The following is a 17085-nucleotide window of genomic DNA, read 5'->3' as shown; positions in this document are numbered from 1 at the left end:
GAATTGGCCCGTTCCTTACAATTACTTCCAATTTGAGCAGAACATTTTTACAGGAAAGGAGAGAAATTAAATTCAGCCGGGAAGAGATTTTGCGGGATTATTATACCTGTTGCGTCAGCAGGCAGGTGAGCCTGCTTATTCGCAAAGAGGTGCTTATTGGCCGGGCTAAATTCGGCGTTTATGACGATGGAAAGGAATTACTCCATGTGGCAATGGCCAAGGTTTTTGAGCAGGGAGATTTTCGCGCCGACTATTACCGGGGCCATACGCTTTTAATCGCCCTTAACCTGTGCAAAATAGAAGATATTTTTGCCCAGCTTTATGCCGATGGAGATAACGATCCATTTTCCGGAGGCCGGCAGATGAATGGTCATCATGCTACCCCACTCATTGACAAAAAGGGGGAGTGGCTGCCTCATAAAAATTTATACAATCTTTCTTCTGATATTTCCACTACGGCGGGTCAGATGGCTCGTGGTTTTGGCCTGGCCTATGCTTCTAAAGTTTACAAAGAAAGTCCCTTATTGCAACAAACGCCCTTTTCTGATCAAGGGAAAGAGGTTTGCTTTTGTAATATCGGGGATGGAAGTACTTCCGAAGGACCTTTCTGGGAAGCAATGAACGCTGCCGGGGTAACACAAATCCCCCTGGTGGTTTCCGTTTTTGATGATGGTTATGCGATTTCAGTACCCAGAAGCGTACAGACGGTAAAGGATAGCATTTCCCGTGCTCTCAGGGGATTTCAAAAAGAAGAAGGCACCAACGGAATCGAAATTTACCGGGTCAACGGATGGGATTATATTGCTCTTTGCAAAGTGTATCAGGAAGCCGTGGGGGTCTCCAGAGCAACTCATACCCCTGCCTTGATTCATGTAGATGAACTCACCCAACCCCAGGGCCACTCTACATCAGGCTCACACGAGCGATACAAGTCTAAAGAAAGGCTGGAGTGGGAACGTGAATATGATTGTAATTTGCAATTCCGCCAGTGGATCATCAACAATGAAATTGCTGACGAAGAAGCTTTGTTCAACCTGGAAAACAAAGCACTGAAGGAAGCGAAGTTAGCTAAGGACAATGCCTGGAAAGCTTACCACGAACCGATAAAAAGAAACCGTGAAGCTTTAAAAGTTATTTACACCTCCATCGCGGAAAAATACCCGGTGCAGGAAGTGCAGGATATTCGCAATGAGCTGGAGACACTCATCAATCCTGTTCGTGTTGAAATAGTGCGCAATATTAAAAAGATGCTCTTTTTGCTGAGAAAAGAGACCCTGGATGAAAAAGACCGACTCGTTGCATTCCTCCGGGAAGTTGATGAGCGCATGGCCCGTAGGTATCATTCACACCTCTACAGTGAAACAAACAGGTCAGCGTTAAAGGTTCCGGTGGTCGAAGCCCGGTACTCAGATGAATCTCCCCTGCTCAACGGTTATGAAGTACTCAACAGGTTTTTTGACAAAACCCTTCAAAACAGAAAGGAAGTTTATTCTTTTGGAGAAGATGTAGGGGTGATCGGAGGCGTAAATCAGGGCTTCGCCGGGTTGCAGGAAAAATTCGGAGCACACCGCGTTTTTGACACGTCCATTCGCGAATGGACGATTATCGGGCAAGCCATAGGCATGGCGATGCGGGGGTTGCGCCCCATTGCTGAGATCCAATACCTGGATTACCTCATTTATGCTTATTCTCCTCTTTCCGACGACCTGGCCACGTTGCGATACAGGACCAATAATATACAAATGGCTCCGGCCATCATCCGCACACGCGGTCACCGGCTTGAAGGAATCTGGCATTCCGGCTCACCCATGAGTTTGTTGCTCGGAGGATTGAGAGGAATATATATCCTTACCCCAAGAAATATGGTACAGGCAGCAGGCATGTACAATACCATGCTCGAGTCTGATGACCCGGCGATATTGATCGAATGCCTTAATGGTTACCGACTCAAGGAAAAATTGCCTGATAATTACGATACTTTTACGGTGCCTCTGGGAATCCCCGAAGTACTGGAGCAGGGAACAGATGTTACGCTCGTAACCTACGGTTCCTGCGTGAGGATCGCGCAGGAAGCTATCGAAATGCTAAAAAAACTGGATATCTCGGTAGAATTGATAGATGTTCAAACTTTATTACCTTTTGATATTGAACATCGCATTGTTGAATCGTTGAAAAAAACCAACCGGATCGTTTTCCTGGACGAGGATGTGCCGGGCGGGGCCGCAGCCTATATGATGCAACATGTGCTCGAGGAACAAAAAGGATATTTTCACCTGGACGCTCAGCCGAGAACCATTACGGCCCAGGCACATCGCCCGGCTTATGCTTCTGATGGGGATTATTATTCCAAACCCAATCCGGATGATGTTTATGAAGTAATTTTGGAAATGATGCTCGAGGCAGAACCTGAAAGGTTCTAAATTTTAATTATTTCAAGGATTCAATAGAAGGCTTTTTTTTGATCTGTTTTATCCAATCATTTATTCTGATTCGTCCTCATCCTCCTCATCGTTTCCCATTTGATTCTCTTCATACAATTTATCAAAAAGACTGTCTACCCGATACATCTCATCCACTGTTTCATCAATAAAAAAAGAAATATTGGGAATCCGTCGTACGTGTTTTTTGATCCGCTGAGATAAACTTTGCCGCAATTTTTGAGAAACCGCTTCCATTTCAAGCAGGACGGCCTGTTTGTCTTCCGTATTGTAAATGCTGAGGTATATTTTTGCCAAACCGAGATCCGGAGACATCTTCACCGATGTGACCGTAACGAGTGGTTCCATGCCGTAAATGTAACTTCCTTCCTGCTGCAATACAATACTGAAATGGCGTTTTACCAATTCAGCTGTCTGCTTTTGCCTTTTTGTCTCTTTTTCCATGGGGCAAAGATACTAAATACTATTTCTCTGAGAAAGGTATTTAGTATCTTTCCATTTCCCATTTTACTACTGCCCGATTGTTTTGATCAGCATGCCCCTGGTCACAGGATCGGTGAGTTCCATTCCGTTAAGGATAGAGAGCTCTTCATGTCGGTCACTGGGTTGGTTAAGGGCACGTAGAGCATCCTTCAGCGTTCCGTTGGAGGTGATGGTCTGGATGCGGATCCTCTCGGGTTGTTTGTTGATTTTACTTTGATCGGTAAGGGTCTTAAAATTATTCATGGTGCGCATGAAATGATTTTCATAAGCAGAAAAGTCTGTTTTAAGACTAAGCCCGATAAATTTATAGATCATCCCATTGTATTGAATGAGGTAAGTCAGTGTTCTGATTTGTTGCTCCTGCGGCAATGGTTGTTGCTGCTGGTCATGGGTTTGATCGGCGATCATTTCAATAGCGGAAAAACCGTTGACCGATAGGTTTTTGCGACTGATCTGTGTCAGCCCAAACTGGACCAAAGTACTGTCGGCAGCGGCGCCCAGGGAATTTCCCGGAGCCAGTGAGAGTATCATAAGAGCCTTGCCGTCTTCAGGGGCCATCTGCACTTGCGAAGGGGTATTTTGCACTGCCCAGTTTCCCGGCACAGGGAATTCAAATTTCAGCTCAGGATGATAAAAGATATTGTTTTCCACAAATCCCTGGCGGGGGTCTTCTCCGTAAACAATGCCTTCGATCATGCGCAGGTACTCATTCCTGTTCACTGCATAGCGGGTATGGGAATCTTTTTGTTGCCATTGGGTGGCTGCGGCATCCGTTTTATCATGCCTGTCCACAGGGTCAGGGTGAGTGGAAGTGAAAACGGGTATCCTGTTTTCAGGGCCTCCGCTCAACCTGTTCAGGGTCTGAAAAAAACCAGCCATTTCATGGGCGTCATAGCCGATTTTGGTGGAATATTCCACCCCGAGCTGGTCGGATTGGCTTTCAGCATCACGGCCGAATTTCAAAAATAACAGCCCCAATCCTGTATTGGCCACATCAGCATATTTGGCGAATTCTTCGGATACGACCATCCCAACGATCAGTCCCAGCTGCCCAACGACCTGCTTGCTGTATTGTTTGGCAGAGTGGCGGGCTGTAATGTGCCCGATTTCATGCCCCAGGACACCGGCGAATTCGGCTTCATTATTAAAATGAGCCAGGATGCCACGGGTAAAATAAACATAACCTCCGGGAAGAGCAAAAGCATTTACAACAGGAGAGTCTAAGACTTTAAATTCGTAATTCAGGTTGGAGCGATGGGAAATTCTGGCCATTTCCTGCCCTTTTTGATTGATAAAAGCCTGAATTTCATCGTTGGGATACAATCCAAAACCGGCTATAATGGATGGATCCGATGCGGCTCCCATGGCAATTTCCTGCTTTTCAGACATTAGCATGAAGTCTTTTTTACCGGTAACCGGATTGGTGACACATGAATCTACGACAAAAATGACGGGTAAAAACAGAATGATCAATAATTTGGTGGTGAAGCTGATTTTGCTCATAATTTTTCCTTTTTATTTGAAGAGAATTTCTTAAATACAAATTTTCGCAGATAACCTTAAATTTAAGGTTTTTTCCTTAAAGTATTACGAAAAAATAAAATCAAAAGGCAGTTATTTCAGCACCCGGAAATGGAGCCTATTAAAATTTTAAATTTATCATTTTAAATTTATCATTTTACTAAAGAGCCTTTACCTTTATGTTTTGGAGAAAACTTGGTTTTCTTTGTGACTGATTTAAATCTAAAAAGTGACTTTTCAGCCCTGGCCTTCATTTAAATAAACAAAAACATGTCAGATCAACGCGTAATTTTAATCATTCTCGACGGATGGGGCCACGGGCCTAAACCGGAAGTAAGTGCCATTGCACAAGCCAATACTCCCTTTGTGGACGGGCTGTATAAAAAATACCCCAGTTCAGAACTTGTAACTTTTGGAGAACAGGTCGGTTTGCCTGAAGGACAGATGGGCAACTCCGAAGTGGGCCACATGAATATCGGTGCCGGAAGGGTCGTTTACCAGGAACTGGCCCGGATCAACAAGACGATTCGGGAGGATCAGATGAGACATAATGAAGCGCTAAAAAGGGCATTTCAAATCGCAAAATCAAAAGGCGTTGCCTTGCACCTTTTTGGCCTGGTTTCCGATGGAGGAGTCCATTCTCACATCAAACATCTCGAAGCGCTTTGCGATATTGCCCACCAAGAAGGGGTTAAAGAGGTATTTATCCATGCCTTTTTGGATGGCCGCGACACTGATCCTCATAGCGGATTGGGTTTCCTGGAAGAACTTATCAGGCACAATGATGGAAAAACCGCGAAACTCGCCAGCGTTATCGGACGCTATTACGCGATGGATCGCGACAAGCGATGGGAGCGCGTCAAGCTGGCTTACGACCTTATGGTCAAAGGAGAAGGGGTGCAATCGGATGATGTCCTAAAGACACTTCAGGAAAGTTATGACGCAGGAGTGACCGACGAATTTGTGAAACCCATTTTCTGTGGTGGTGAGAATGCAAAGATCAAAGACGGTGATGTCGCCCTGTGTTTCAATTTCAGGACTGACCGCCCGCGTGAAATTTCGCTGGTACTAACGCAGAAGGATATGCCGGAATTTGGCATGAAGAAACTGGATCTCGAGTATTTTACCATGACCCGATATGACGATACCTTCAAAAACATCCAGGTGCTTTTTGAAAAAGACAACCTGACCAATACCCTGGGAGAAATTCTTTCCAAAAACAATAAAACCCAGGTGCGCATTGCCGAAACCGAAAAATACCCGCATGTGACCTTTTTCTTTTCGGGCGGCAGGGAAAGTGAATTTGAAGGCGAAAGCCGCATCATGATCCCTTCGCCCAAAGTAGCTACTTATGATCTTCAGCCTGAAATGAGTGCTGCAGGCATCACAGACGCCATTATTGCGGAAATTGAAGCCCATAAACCTGATTTTATCTGCCTGAATTATGCCAATACGGACATGGTGGGACATACTGGCGTCTTCGAAGCTGCCATGAAAGCCGCTGAAACGGTTGACGGCTGTGTCCAAAGGCTCATTACCACTACCCTGGCCAATGGTTACGATGCCATCGTCATCGCCGATCACGGCAACTCCGACTATATGGTCAATGAAGACGGAACGCCCAACACGGCGCATACCATGAACCCGGTACCTTTTATTCTGGTCAGCCAAAGAGCCGGTCAGTATATCGTAAAAAATGGCAAGCTGGCCGATATTGCGCCAACCATCCTGACGCTTTTAGATGTTGAAATTCCAAAGGAAATGGATGGGGAGGTACTGATCAAAAAGAGTTGATTTTTTGCAAAAAAATTATAACTTCGCTGAATATCCATGTTTTGAGAAGGCAATGATGGAGCAAATTTGTTAAACATGGTGTGATTGGTTAAAAAGGAATAGATGGAGATGAAAGGGTACGAATTATAAAATTTACTGAAACGTACCCTGCAAAATCCACCATAACCAGCCTTTTTACGATTTTCTAATTATACAAACGGCATTGAAAGGAATCACATTTTTTACCTTTGTCCTCTTGCTTTGCAATACTGCCCTTTGGTCACAGGGTGATGCAATTCAACAGTTGGAAGACCCTATTGAAATAAACTTCTCTGCTGAAGGTGGATTTTATCGTGACGAGGTAGAACTGGAAATATCTGCTCCGGGATCCTCTGTTTATTATACACTCGACGGTTCACGCCCATCCTTAAGTTCCAAATTTTACACAAAACCTATCCTGATCAGGGAAACGACGGTGGTTCGCGTTTTGGCCTACAGGCACAAAAGCAGGAGCCGGGAAGTGGGGCAGACCTATTTTATCAATGAACCGGAAACCGACTTCCCTGTCGTTTCCATTGGAGTGACCCCTTTTGTGTTATTCGATCCGGTCAATGGTTTGTTTATGAAAGGTAGCCATGCCGTGGATTCTTTATGGACTAAACCGGGAGCCAATTTCTGGAGCCGCAAGGAAGTGCGCGTACATATAGACATCTTTGAAAATGACGGCACAAATGTGTACAGCAATCTTAGCGGACTGCGTCTTTTTGGCGGGATGAGCCGTTTGTTCCCGCAAAAATCCCTCGCCATCGTAGCACGACAGCGATATGGACAAAACAGCATTGACTACCCGATTTTCGGAAAAGGAGAGCCTAAAAAATTCAAATACCTGGTCTTGCGAAATTCAGGTAGTGACTCCAGGAAATCCCTGTTCAGGGACGGGCTTATGACCGGGCTGGTGGAAGACTGGGATATTGAAACACAGGCCTATCGCCCGGCTCATGTTTATATCAATGGTTTTTATTGGGGAATTTACAACATTCGTGAGAAAATAAACCGATATTTTATTGAAAGCCATTCTGAGGCAGATAAGGATAGCATTGACATGATGGAACACCGTTTCATCAGTGATCTGGGGAATAAAGAACACTATGGCAATTTGTTGAATTTTCTCCAGGAAAAAGATTTGAGCGTTCCTGAAAATTACCAATGGGTGCAAACTCAGATGGAAGTGGATAACTTTATCGATTACCAGATTGCTCAGATCTATTTTGACAACCAGGATGCTGGTGGCAATATCAAATACTGGCGCCCTCAAACAGAACAGGGCCGCTGGCGATGGATACTCTACGATACCGATTGGGGATTCGGATTGTATGATGAGAATGCTTTTCGCAATAATAGTCTGAAGTTTCACACGAAACCCGATGGCCCACGTTGGCCCAACCCCCCATGGAGTACTTTTATTTTAAGAAAGCTGCTGAAAAATCCTGAATTTGAAAGGACTTTTGTCAACCGTTTCGCGGATCATCTCAATGAGTCTTTTTCCCCTGGAAAAGTAGGGAAGAAAATAAACGACATGTACCAGGTATTGCTACCTGAAATCCCGAGGCATCTCAACCGCTGGAACCTTAGCCTTGAAAAATGGCAGGAAGAGGTAAGGATTATGCAAACCTTTGCCGCTGAACGCCCCTCCTATACGCGTATGCAACTCATGGATTATTTTCCAACAGGAGCTATACGTCCCTTTAAACTGAAGGCCACCCGGGGAGGTACCATTTATCTCAACAACAATATCAGCGTCCGGCAAAATTTGTTTGAGGGCAGTTATTTCGAAAAGTATCCGATCACGGTACGGGCCGTTGCAGACTACGGATATCGGTTTGTCAAATGGGAAGGTATTGACCTTGACGAGCAGGTTCGAGGATTTGAGCTGAAACTTAAAGAAGAAGCCTATGATCTGACGGCGGTCTTTGAAAAATATTCCCATCCCCTTGCCGGAAAAGTGATGATCAATGAAGTGTGCCCTTTTAATAAAAAAACCGGAGACTGGATCGAGTTGTACAATCAAACGGATGAGGTGATCAGTATGGAGGGATGGGTGCTAACTGACAGTAAAAATGAATTCATACTGCCCGATGTCAATATTTCTCCCAATGATTACCTCGTAGTGTGCCGGGATTCTGTAAAATTTTTGGGTACTTTCCCTACGGCCTACAATGTGGTCAGCGGCTTGAATTTCGGAATAAACAAAAGAATGGAAACGTTAGGGTTGTTTTCACGTTTGGGAGCGGTGGTCGATAGTGTGCATTTTGAGGTCCCCCCAACAGATTCCTTTTTTACGGTTTCCCTTTTGTTGCCTACGCTTGACAATGCAGATTTTGAAAACTGGGAAGTCCATTACAATAATGGTACGCCTAATGCCCCCAACCCTTTTTACGTCGAAAGCCGCATTCGACAGGTACAGACCCAGTGGATGCAAATGGGGCTTGCCGCAGCGGTTGTAGTACTCTGTATTTTACTTTTAATCCTAAGAGCAAAAGAAATTTTATAGAAGTTCTTGATCTAATGTTCTTTTTTTAGAAAAAACTTCTATCTTTGCGTGCCGTTTTGATAGGGAAGATCATTTCGGGCTCATTTTTGTTGAAAGAACAGTATAAAACATATATAATGGAAACAGTTGCTTTAAAAGGACTGAAAAGAACAGAAACTGGTAAAAAAGCCACAAAAGCTTTGAGACGTGAAGGGTTAATTCCTTGTGCCATGTATGGCATGGGTGATGCTAAACACTTTGCGGTTACCATTAAAGAAGTAAAATCTTTGATCTATACCTCTGATTTCAAATTGGCTGACATTGATATCGATGGTACCAAGCACAGGTGTATTGTCAAAGAAAGACACTTTCACCCGGTAACGGATGCACTCGAGAATATTGAATTCATCGAATTGCTGGATAATCGGAAAATTACCGTTCAGGTGCCTGTTAAATTTCAGGGTTCGGCTCCCGGTGTGAAAATCGGAGGTTCTTTACAGAAAAACCTGCGTCGGATCACCATTAAAACCACTCCTGAATATTTGGTGGATGAACTGACACTGGATGTTTCTAAATTGCAAATCGGTCAATCCGTTCGTGTGAGGGATATTGATAAGCTCGAAGGAATAGAGGTTGTCAACCCGAGTGGAACGCCCGTAGCTACCATTGAAATACCACGTGCATTGCGTAGTGCTTCAGCTGCAAAAGATAAGGTCGGTGGTCTTGTTGGGGATGAAGAAGGTGAAGACACTGCCGAAGAAGGTGGAGATGAAGCCTAATCAATACCCGATTTAGGCTATAAATAAAAAATATTAAGGCGCAGGTACTCTCATGAGTACCTGCGCTTTTTCTGTTTGTAGCGAATACCCCGTCTTTTTTTACCTTTACAGGCTAGATTTTACATCAAAATCAAAGTGTATGGAAGATTTGCGTGTTTCCTTAATTCAAAGCAACCTGGCCTGGGAAGATAAGCCCGCCAATTTGACTCATTTTGAATCCATCCTCCAACCTCTAAAAGGAGTAACAGATTTAATTGTTTTGCCGGAAATGTTTACCACGGGGTTTAGCATGAATGCCCAAAATCTCGCAGAAGAGATGGAAGGTGAGACTATTCAATGGCTCAAAAGACAATCAGCTATCTTATCCGCTGCCATCATGGGCAGTTGTATCATCCGGAAAGGAAACCATTATTACAACAGGCTCCTTTTTGTCGAACCTGACGGTAGTATTTCACAGTATGATAAACGCCATCTCTTTTCCCTTGCCGGGGAAGGAGATCATTATAAGCCCGGTCAAAGTCGCCTTGTGGTGGAATACCGGGGGTGGAAAATAATGCCCCTAATTTGTTATGATCTTCGATTTCCTGTCTGGAGCAGAAATACGGAAGACTACGATTTACTGGTTTATGTGGCCAGTTGGCCAGATAAGCGGCGCCAACATTGGATAAAATTGTTGGCGGCCAGAGCCATTGAAAACCAGGCGTACTGCCTGGGGGTCAACCGGATCGGGCATGACGGGAATGGATTTGATTATGCAGGGGATTCAATGCTCTACGATTTTTCAGGACACCTCCTTTTTGAAGCCGGATCAGAGGCATGCATTAACACCACAAACCTGTCCATGGCGGCTCAACAGGATTTTCGCGCCCGCTTATCTTTTCTCCAGGACAGAGATTTATTTGATTTTACCACATAATAATTCTCAAATTCATGTCGTTTCTGTAACCAGATTAAACGATAGTGGAGACTTTCACTCTAAAAACATTAAAGACTGTACATGAAATTGAAAAATAATCTTCTCTTGTTATTGGTGATATCCGGTTTTTTTCTCACCCAATGTGTCTCGGTTTTTGGCACTTCCGATCATGTCGATTCAACACGCATGTTGTCCAAAGAAGATTTCCTTCGACAGGATATTCTGGAATATGCAAAAAAGCAGGTAGGAGTGAATTATATGTATGGAGGAAAAGATCCAAGAGGGTTTGATTGTTCCGGATTTACGAATTATGTATTGAAGGCCTTTGATATAAAAGTCTCCGCCAGTTCAAAATTACAGGCTAAAGAAGGAAAAAAGGTCGCCTTGAAAGATGTAAAATGCGGGGATTTGATCTTTTTCAAACGAAGTGAAGCGGGAAAAGTGTTTCACGTGGCTATGGTGGTATCGAATACAAAAGACGGGCTTGAAGTCATCCACAGCACCTCAAGGGGGGTAGTCATTGACAATATTTCAAAATCAAAATACTGGAAACCCAAAATATCTTCTGCCCGAAACGTGGTCGACATGGCTTTAGCAAGCGAGCAATAAAAATGGATTAAATGCTTAACGCATTTTCAATCTTAATGGGCTATTTTTTCCTTGTTTAATTGCTCAGCATCACGGGCATGACCAGCATCAAAATTTCTTCCCCTTCGACTTCTTCGACCGGAGATAAAATGCCCGCCCGGGAAGGTTCAGACAACTCAATTTTCACCTCTTCAGAATCCAGTACACTCAGCATTTCCACGAGGAACTTTGCATTGAAAGCAATATTCAATGGAGATCCTGTGTAACTACAGGTCAGTTGTTCTGTAGCTTCGTTGGCAAAATCGAGGTCTTGAGCAGAAACGGTAAGGCTTCCGTCATTGATGTTTAGCACCACCTGGTTGGTCGTTTTATTCGCATAAATGACGATACGTTTCAGAGAGTGCTGGAAATCATTTTTGTTAACCGTAAGCAGGTTAGGATTATCTACCGGAATGACCGCATTGTAATCAGGATAACGTGCATCGATAAGTCGGGTGATCAATTGTGTTGTGCCAAAGGAATAAAAAGTGTGTGCCTTATTAAAAGATAACTTCACATCATCCCCGGAAGGAAGTGCATTTTTCAAAAGATTAAGCGCTTTTTTAGGCACAATAAAAGAGGTGGAGACCTCACTTTCCACATCCGTAAAGGTATATTTGACCAGTTTGTGTGCATCTGTAGCGACAAGAGTAAGCTTATTGAAGTCTATCTGGAAATACACTCCCGTCATAGAGGGACGCAACTCATCATTACTTGCGGCAAAAATAGTTTTATTGATGCCTTGTGCCAGTCTTTGTGCCGGAATGGAAATGGAATCCGTTGAATCAGCTTCCGGAATACTTGGAAAATCCTGCCCGTTTTCCCCGGCGAGCCGGTATTTACCAAAAGCAGAAGTGATCTCAATACTATAATTATCCTCGTCGATGGCAAAAGTGATAGGTTGCTGAGGTAACGCCTTGAGGGTTTCCAGCAGGATCTTCCCCGGGATAGCCACCACACCATCTGAATCCGCCATCACTTCAAGTTCTGTGATAATGGAGGTTTCAAGGTCCGTTGCGGCAATGGTCAGTTTATTATTCGAAATAGAGAATAAAAAATCTTCGAGGATGGGAAGAACAGGATTTGAACCTATGGCACCGCCTGCTATTTGCAACTGTTTAAGTAATTCTGAAGAGGATACACTGAATTTCATTTGTCTAATTTTTTTTATTGCTTCACTGGTCGTTCGCTAGCCACAAAAATAGCTTTTCTTATCCATATATGCACTATAAAAAAATCCACAAATTGTGGATAAATGCACAAAGTGTACATAGAATAAGGAAAAAAATCAAACATTTTTGATTTTAGCCGGCTCTTCTTTCAGGCAGCCCGTTTAATTGATATCTGTTAAAAAGGTATACTTTTGTGAATTTGCCCCTGCATCGGCCCGGGCAGAAAAACCGAACGGAGTGATTTTTCGTCTATATGGGGTGAGATAATGACAAAGCCGGAAATAATGGGGAGCTTTACAATAAATATTAGGACTTCTTTATTTTCTTTTTACACAAAATTTGCGTTGATTTGCGTTTTATAGTTGTAATTGGATTAATTTTACCGATTGACAAAACAGAATGGGATAATTGTGATTAATGATTTGCCTGTTTTGTGTAACCATGGGAAAAAATAAAGAGATTTAAATGAAGTTATTCAGCTTCTTCAAGCAGGAACTAGCTATAGACCTTGGCACTGCCAACACACTTATCATACAGGATGGAAAGGTAGTCGTGGATGAACCATCAATCATCGCCATCAATCGGTTGACCAAAGAAACCATTGCGGTGGGGACGAAAGCCATGCAGATGCACGAAAAAACCCACGAAGACATCAAAACCATTCGTCCGTTGAAAGATGGTGTGATCGCTGATTTTCAGGCGGCTGAAAATATGATCCAGGGCATGATCAAAATGATCGGAACCAAACGCCGGATGTTTTCCCACCTCAAAATGGTGATATGTATTCCTTCGGGGATCACCGAAGTGGAAAAGAGGGCTGTTTTTGATTCTGCCGACCATGTGGATTCCAAGGAAACATACCTCATTTATGAGCCCATGGCTGCTGCCCTGGGAATTGGACTTGATGTAGAGGAACCCAACGGCAATATGGTTATCGATATTGGAGGTGGCACTACCGAAATTGCCGTCATTGCCCTTTCAGGGATCGTATGTGATCAGTCCATTCGTATCGCCGGGGATGAATTCACCAATGATATCGTCGCTTTTATGCGGCGGCATCACAACATCCTCATCGGGGAGCGTACTGCGGAACAGATAAAGATCAACGTAGGCTCGGCAATGCCTGAACTGGAAAACCCGCCGGAACCCTTTGCCGTGAACGGACGTGACCTGATGACCGGTATCCCGAAGCAGATCATCGTTACTTACAAAGAAATTGCCCAGGCAATAGACAAATCCATTTCCAAAATAGAAGAAGCTGTTTTGAAAGCACTGGAGATGACCCCTCCCGAGCTGGCTTCCGATATTTATAAAACAGGGCTTTACCTGACAGGTGGAGGCGCGTTATTGAGAGGCCTGGCTATCAGGATTTCTCAAAAGACCAAACTACCTGTTCATGTCGCTGAAGATCCATTGAGGGCTGTGGTAAGAGGAACAGGACTTGCCTTAAAAAATACCCACCGGTATTCCTTTTTGATCGACAGACAAAGCAGCTAAAATAAATGAAAAATTTTAAATGGTAGATTAAAAATTTTAAATTTAGCGTTTATAATTTATCATTTTTAATTCTTTATACTACTCTATGAGTAACCTCCTACAGTTTTTCCTGAGATTCGGTGGCCACTTTATGTTTTTTTTGCTGGAGGGGATTTGCTTCTTTATTATCATCCGCTACAATGATTACCAAAACAGGGTGTTTTTCAGTTCTTCCAACACCATCATTGGTTTTGCAGCAAAAAAAGTGGATGATGCCGTCGGGTATGTTCATTTAAATAGAGATATCAAGGCACTGAAAAAGGAAAATGCCGCGCTGAGAAGCCAGCTTGATGCTTCCTTCTATCTTGATAAAGCGGAACGGGACACCTCAGAAACCGCTGACCGCCTGCCACGTTATTCCTTTATTTCAGCCACCATCACCAACCGCGCGATTATTGGAAACAATAACAATGTGGTCATTGACAGAGGTTCCAAACACGGCGTCAAAATGCATATGGGAGTGATCTCCGAAAAAGGAGTAGTTGGCATTGTGACAGGAGTTTCCACCCACTACGCTAAGGTCATGACCATATTACACAGGCAGGCTGCCATCAGTGCCAGCATCAGAAGAAACGGCGTTTTTGGCTCACTGGTCTGGAAAGGAACGGATTACCGGCAACTAAACCTGGAAGCTATCCCTAAGCACGTTAAGATACAAATCGGAGATACCATCCAGACTAGCGGTTATTCAGATATATTTCCAGCGGGTATCATGATCGGTACTATTGGCAGCTTTAACCTAAAAGACGGGAACAATGATTACACCATAATAGTGGATCTTCAGGAAGATTTACTCCGGCTGGAGCATGTTTATGTGGTTGACAATCTTTTTAGGGAAGAATTGGATGAGTTGAATCAGGAAAATAATGAATAATAAATCAATAGGATCCTTAATCTTACTTTTAGTGGTACTGGCACTTGCCCAGGGGCTTATCTTCAAGAGTTTTTCGATGAGCATTGGAGGGTATCGCCATTTTCATATCCTCATCTACCCGCTTTTTATCATCCTGATGCCTTTTGGTACTTCCCGCCCATTACAACTGTTTTTAGCTTTTGCACTTGGGCTTTTTGTAGATATTTTTTACGAATCTCCGGGAATTCATGCAAGTGCAGCAGTTTTTACCGCCTATATAAGACCCCTGATCCTGAACTGGCTTGAACCTCGTGAAGGATATAACATCAATCACGTGCCCACCAAGGATCAATACGGAATTACCTGGTATTTAACTTATTCAGGAATAATGATGATGTTACATCTCTTTTTCTATTTTTCAGTGGATGCATTTACCTATTATTACATCGTTGATATTTTATTGAGAACCCTTTCATCCTTCGTGATCTCAATGGTGTTTGTAATTATGGCTGCTTATATTTTTAACTCAAAGCCTTATTAAACTTTGATAGGAAACCTAAAGGAACGGCAATTTTATATCCAGGCGATGTTCGGGATAGCAGCGGTGGCACTCATCATCAGGGCCTTTTTCCTACAGGTTGTTGATGACACCTACAGTAAAAGGGCTGATGCAGTATCCACAGGGAGCAGAATTCTTTATCCCTCCCGGGGCGGTATTTATGACAGGAACGGGAAACTCCTGGTGAATAATATTCCCATGTTTGATCTTCTGGTCACTTACAACCAGCTGGATCCCAAAATGGATACTTCAAAATTCTGCAAATTACTGGCTATTTCCAAACCGTATTTTGAAAAATCGATCAATAAAGACTGGAAAGATGATCGTTTTAGTAAATCATCCCCTTTTGTATTTTTGACCAATATCTCTCCTGAAATTTACACCCGTTTCCAGGAAAGCATGTATGAATTTCCCGGCTTTTATGTTCAGCAAAGGATTGTCAGAAGTTATCCGTATCCTTTTGGCGCTCATGTATTGGGAAATATCCGGGAGGTTAATGCCAAAGAAGTAAAAGATTCGGCTGATGTATATAAACCGGGGGATTACATTGGCTCGTCTGGTCTTGAAAATCAATACGAATATTATCTCAGGGGACAAAAAGGAGTGCGGAGAATACTCAAAAACAGCATGGGAAGAGAGGTGGCTTCCTACCAGAACGGAGCCCTTGATGTTGTTCCGGTATCCGGCCTTGACATTGCAACGACATTGGACGTCGACCTGCAGGCTTATGCTGAAAAACTTATGCAAAATAAGGCAGGAAGTGTTGTAGCCATAGATCCCAGAACAGGGGAAATTCTGGCTATGGTAAGTGCTCCTTCCTATGATCCCAATATACTTTCCATCGGAAGGAACAGGGGAGCGGCCTTCGATACTTTAAGACTGGACCCCAACAAGCCTTTTATCAACAGGGCTACTTCGGCCCAATATCCCCCGGGGTCTCTTTTTAAATCTGTTGTGGCGCTTGTCGCCATGCAGGAGGGACTGCTCAGCCCCAACAGGACCATTACCTGTAACCAGGGTTATTATTACAACGGTCAGTTACTGACCGGATGCCACAACCACCCCACCTGTACCAGTGTTTCCATGGCCATCCAGCATTCCTGTAATGCTTATTTTGTCACGGTTTACAGGGAAATAATCGACCAGTTCGGTTACCTGACTCCCCAGAAAGGATTGAGCGTTTTTAACAGCTACCTGGATAAATTCGGGCTGGGCCGACGGCTGGGCATAGATTTCCCAGGAGAAAAGAAAGGAAATTATCCTACCGTTGAATACTTTAATAAGGTTTATGAAAATGAAGGCCGGTGGTATTCCATCTGGTTGCGTTCGATGGGTATTGGACAGGGAGAACTACTGATGACCAATATACAAATGGCTAACCTCGCAGCCATTATTGCCAACCGCGGCTACTATTACACCCCTCATTTTGTCAATGAAATTAAGGATGTGGAGGGCAACGTTATTGAGAAAAGGAGTTTTGAAAAGCATGAGGTGGGGGTCGAAAAACAATATTTTGAACCGGTCGTCGAAGGAATGCAGAAGGCCGTTATGGGGGGAACCGCCGTCAACGCTTTCATCTGGGATATTCCCATCTGCGGGAAAACAGGAACAGCCGAAAATACCCAGGGAAGTGGTAAGGATCACTCTATTTTTTTTGCTTTTGCACCCAAAGATAATCCAAAGATCGCCATTGCCGTTTATATTGAAAACAGTGGTTTTGGAGGTACATTTGCAGCACCTATCGCCAGCCTTGTTATCGAAAAATACCTCCGGGGCGAAATCAGCCTCCCGCGAAAATACCTGGAACAGCACATGCTCGATGCCGTTTTACTGGAAAAATAATACACCCGCGAACAATTGTATTTTTCCCTTCGATATTTCCTATCTTTATGCAAAAC

The 17085-nt window shown here is 43.7% G+C and carries 13 protein-coding genes; 10 read left to right on the top strand and 3 right to left on the bottom strand.

What is annotated here, in order from left to right:
- Nucleotides 1-65: 65 nt before the first annotated feature.
- Nucleotides 66-2420 carry a transketolase gene (locus tag H6571_15515; GenBank protein ID MCB9325148.1) on the top strand — a complete coding sequence of 785 codons (2355 nt, stop codon included), beginning with the start codon at nucleotides 66-68 and terminating at the stop codon, nucleotides 2418-2420.
- 60 nt (nucleotides 2421-2480) lie between these two features.
- Here H6571_15515 and rbfA read toward each other — a convergent pair whose 3' ends face one another.
- Nucleotides 2481-2882, bottom strand: coding sequence for a 30S ribosome-binding factor RbfA (gene rbfA / locus H6571_15510; GenBank protein MCB9325147.1), 402 nt, complete (start codon nucleotides 2880-2882; stop codon nucleotides 2481-2483).
- A gap of 66 nt (nucleotides 2883-2948) precedes the next feature.
- The gene (locus H6571_15505; protein MCB9325146.1) at nucleotides 2949-4316 is read right to left on the bottom strand and encodes a M48 family metalloprotease; all 1368 of its coding nucleotides are present in this window, start codon (nucleotides 4314-4316) and stop codon (nucleotides 2949-2951) included.
- A 396-nt stretch (nucleotides 4317-4712) separates the two neighbouring features.
- Here H6571_15505 and H6571_15500 point away from each other — a divergent pair, with 396 nt between their 5' ends.
- The 5 genes from H6571_15500 (at nucleotide 4713) to H6571_15480 (ending at nucleotide 11049) form a co-directional block, all read left to right on the top strand.
- Nucleotides 4713-6236 carry a 2,3-bisphosphoglycerate-independent phosphoglycerate mutase gene (locus tag H6571_15500; GenBank protein MCB9325145.1) on the top strand — a complete coding sequence of 508 codons (1524 nt, stop codon included), beginning with the start codon at nucleotides 4713-4715 and terminating at the stop codon, nucleotides 6234-6236.
- Nucleotides 6237-6438: 202 nt separating this feature from the next.
- Entirely contained in the window at nucleotides 6439-8766 is a 2328-nt protein-coding gene (locus tag H6571_15495; GenBank protein MCB9325144.1) for a CotH kinase family protein, read from the top strand.
- Between the two features lie 116 nt (nucleotides 8767-8882).
- Complete coding sequence (locus H6571_15490; protein MCB9325143.1) at nucleotides 8883-9524, top strand: 50S ribosomal protein L25; 642 nt, start codon at nucleotides 8883-8885, stop codon at nucleotides 9522-9524.
- Between the two features lie 139 nt (nucleotides 9525-9663).
- Nucleotides 9664-10440, top strand: coding sequence for an amidohydrolase (locus H6571_15485; protein MCB9325142.1), 777 nt, complete (start codon nucleotides 9664-9666; stop codon nucleotides 10438-10440).
- An 81-nt stretch (nucleotides 10441-10521) separates the two neighbouring features.
- A complete protein-coding gene (locus tag H6571_15480) occupies nucleotides 10522-11049 on the top strand; it encodes a C40 family peptidase (GenBank protein MCB9325141.1) in 528 nt (175 codons plus the stop codon).
- 55 nt (nucleotides 11050-11104) lie between these two features.
- On the opposite strand, the gene dnaN is transcribed toward H6571_15480, so the two are convergent.
- A complete protein-coding gene (dnaN, locus tag H6571_15475) occupies nucleotides 11105-12220 on the bottom strand; it encodes a DNA polymerase III subunit beta (protein MCB9325140.1) in 1116 nt (371 codons plus the stop codon).
- Nucleotides 12221-12704: 484 nt separating this feature from the next.
- Between dnaN and H6571_15470 the strand changes: the two genes are divergently transcribed.
- The 4 genes from H6571_15470 to mrdA all read left to right on the top strand — a co-directional run bounded on the left by H6571_15470 (nucleotide 12705) and on the right by mrdA (nucleotide 17029).
- Nucleotides 12705-13736, top strand: coding sequence for a rod shape-determining protein (locus H6571_15470; protein ID MCB9325139.1), 1032 nt, complete (start codon nucleotides 12705-12707; stop codon nucleotides 13734-13736).
- 85 nt (nucleotides 13737-13821) lie between these two features.
- Nucleotides 13822-14649, top strand: a complete 828-nt coding sequence (gene mreC / locus H6571_15465) for a rod shape-determining protein MreC (GenBank protein MCB9325138.1) — start codon at nucleotides 13822-13824, stop codon at nucleotides 14647-14649.
- Nucleotides 14642-15169 carry a hypothetical protein gene (locus H6571_15460; GenBank protein MCB9325137.1) on the top strand — a complete coding sequence of 176 codons (528 nt, stop codon included), beginning with the start codon at nucleotides 14642-14644 and terminating at the stop codon, nucleotides 15167-15169. Before mreC ends, H6571_15460 begins: the two co-directional genes overlap by 8 nt.
- Before the next feature lie 3 nt (nucleotides 15170-15172).
- Nucleotides 15173-17029 carry a penicillin-binding protein 2 gene (gene mrdA / locus H6571_15455; GenBank protein ID MCB9325136.1) on the top strand — a complete coding sequence of 619 codons (1857 nt, stop codon included), beginning with the start codon at nucleotides 15173-15175 and terminating at the stop codon, nucleotides 17027-17029.
- Nucleotides 17030-17085: the final 56 nt, after the last annotated feature.

The sequence above is a fragment of the Lewinellaceae bacterium genome (assembly GCA_020636105.1).
In the GTDB taxonomy this organism is placed as follows: Bacteria; Bacteroidota; Bacteroidia; order Chitinophagales; family Saprospiraceae; genus BCD1.
Note: the sequence above shows the minus strand (reverse complement) of the source record. Positions and strands in the feature narration are given on the sequence as shown.

Coding starts and splice junctions, on each gene's coding strand:
- rbfA (MCB9325147.1), bottom strand. CDS start 2,882: ATGGAAAAAGAGACAAAAAGGCAAAAGCAGACAGCTGAATTGGTAAAA.
- H6571_15505 (MCB9325146.1), bottom strand. CDS start 4,316: ATGCTAATGTCTGAAAAGCAGGAAATTGCCATGGGAGCCGCATCGGAT.
- H6571_15500 (MCB9325145.1), top strand. CDS start 4,713: ATGTCAGATCAACGCGTAATTTTAATCATTCTCGACGGATGGGGCCAC.
- H6571_15490 (MCB9325143.1), top strand. CDS start 8,883: ATGGAAACAGTTGCTTTAAAAGGACTGAAAAGAACAGAAACTGGTAAA.
- H6571_15485 (MCB9325142.1), top strand. CDS start 9,664: ATGGAAGATTTGCGTGTTTCCTTAATTCAAAGCAACCTGGCCTGGGAA.
- H6571_15480 (MCB9325141.1), top strand. CDS start 10,522: ATGAAATTGAAAAATAATCTTCTCTTGTTATTGGTGATATCCGGTTTT.
- dnaN (MCB9325140.1), bottom strand. CDS start 12,220: ATGAAATTCAGTGTATCCTCTTCAGAATTACTTAAACAGTTGCAAATA.
- H6571_15470 (MCB9325139.1), top strand. CDS start 12,705: ATGAAGTTATTCAGCTTCTTCAAGCAGGAACTAGCTATAGACCTTGGC.
- mreC (MCB9325138.1), top strand. CDS start 13,822: ATGAGTAACCTCCTACAGTTTTTCCTGAGATTCGGTGGCCACTTTATG.
- H6571_15460 (MCB9325137.1), top strand. CDS start 14,642: ATGAATAATAAATCAATAGGATCCTTAATCTTACTTTTAGTGGTACTG.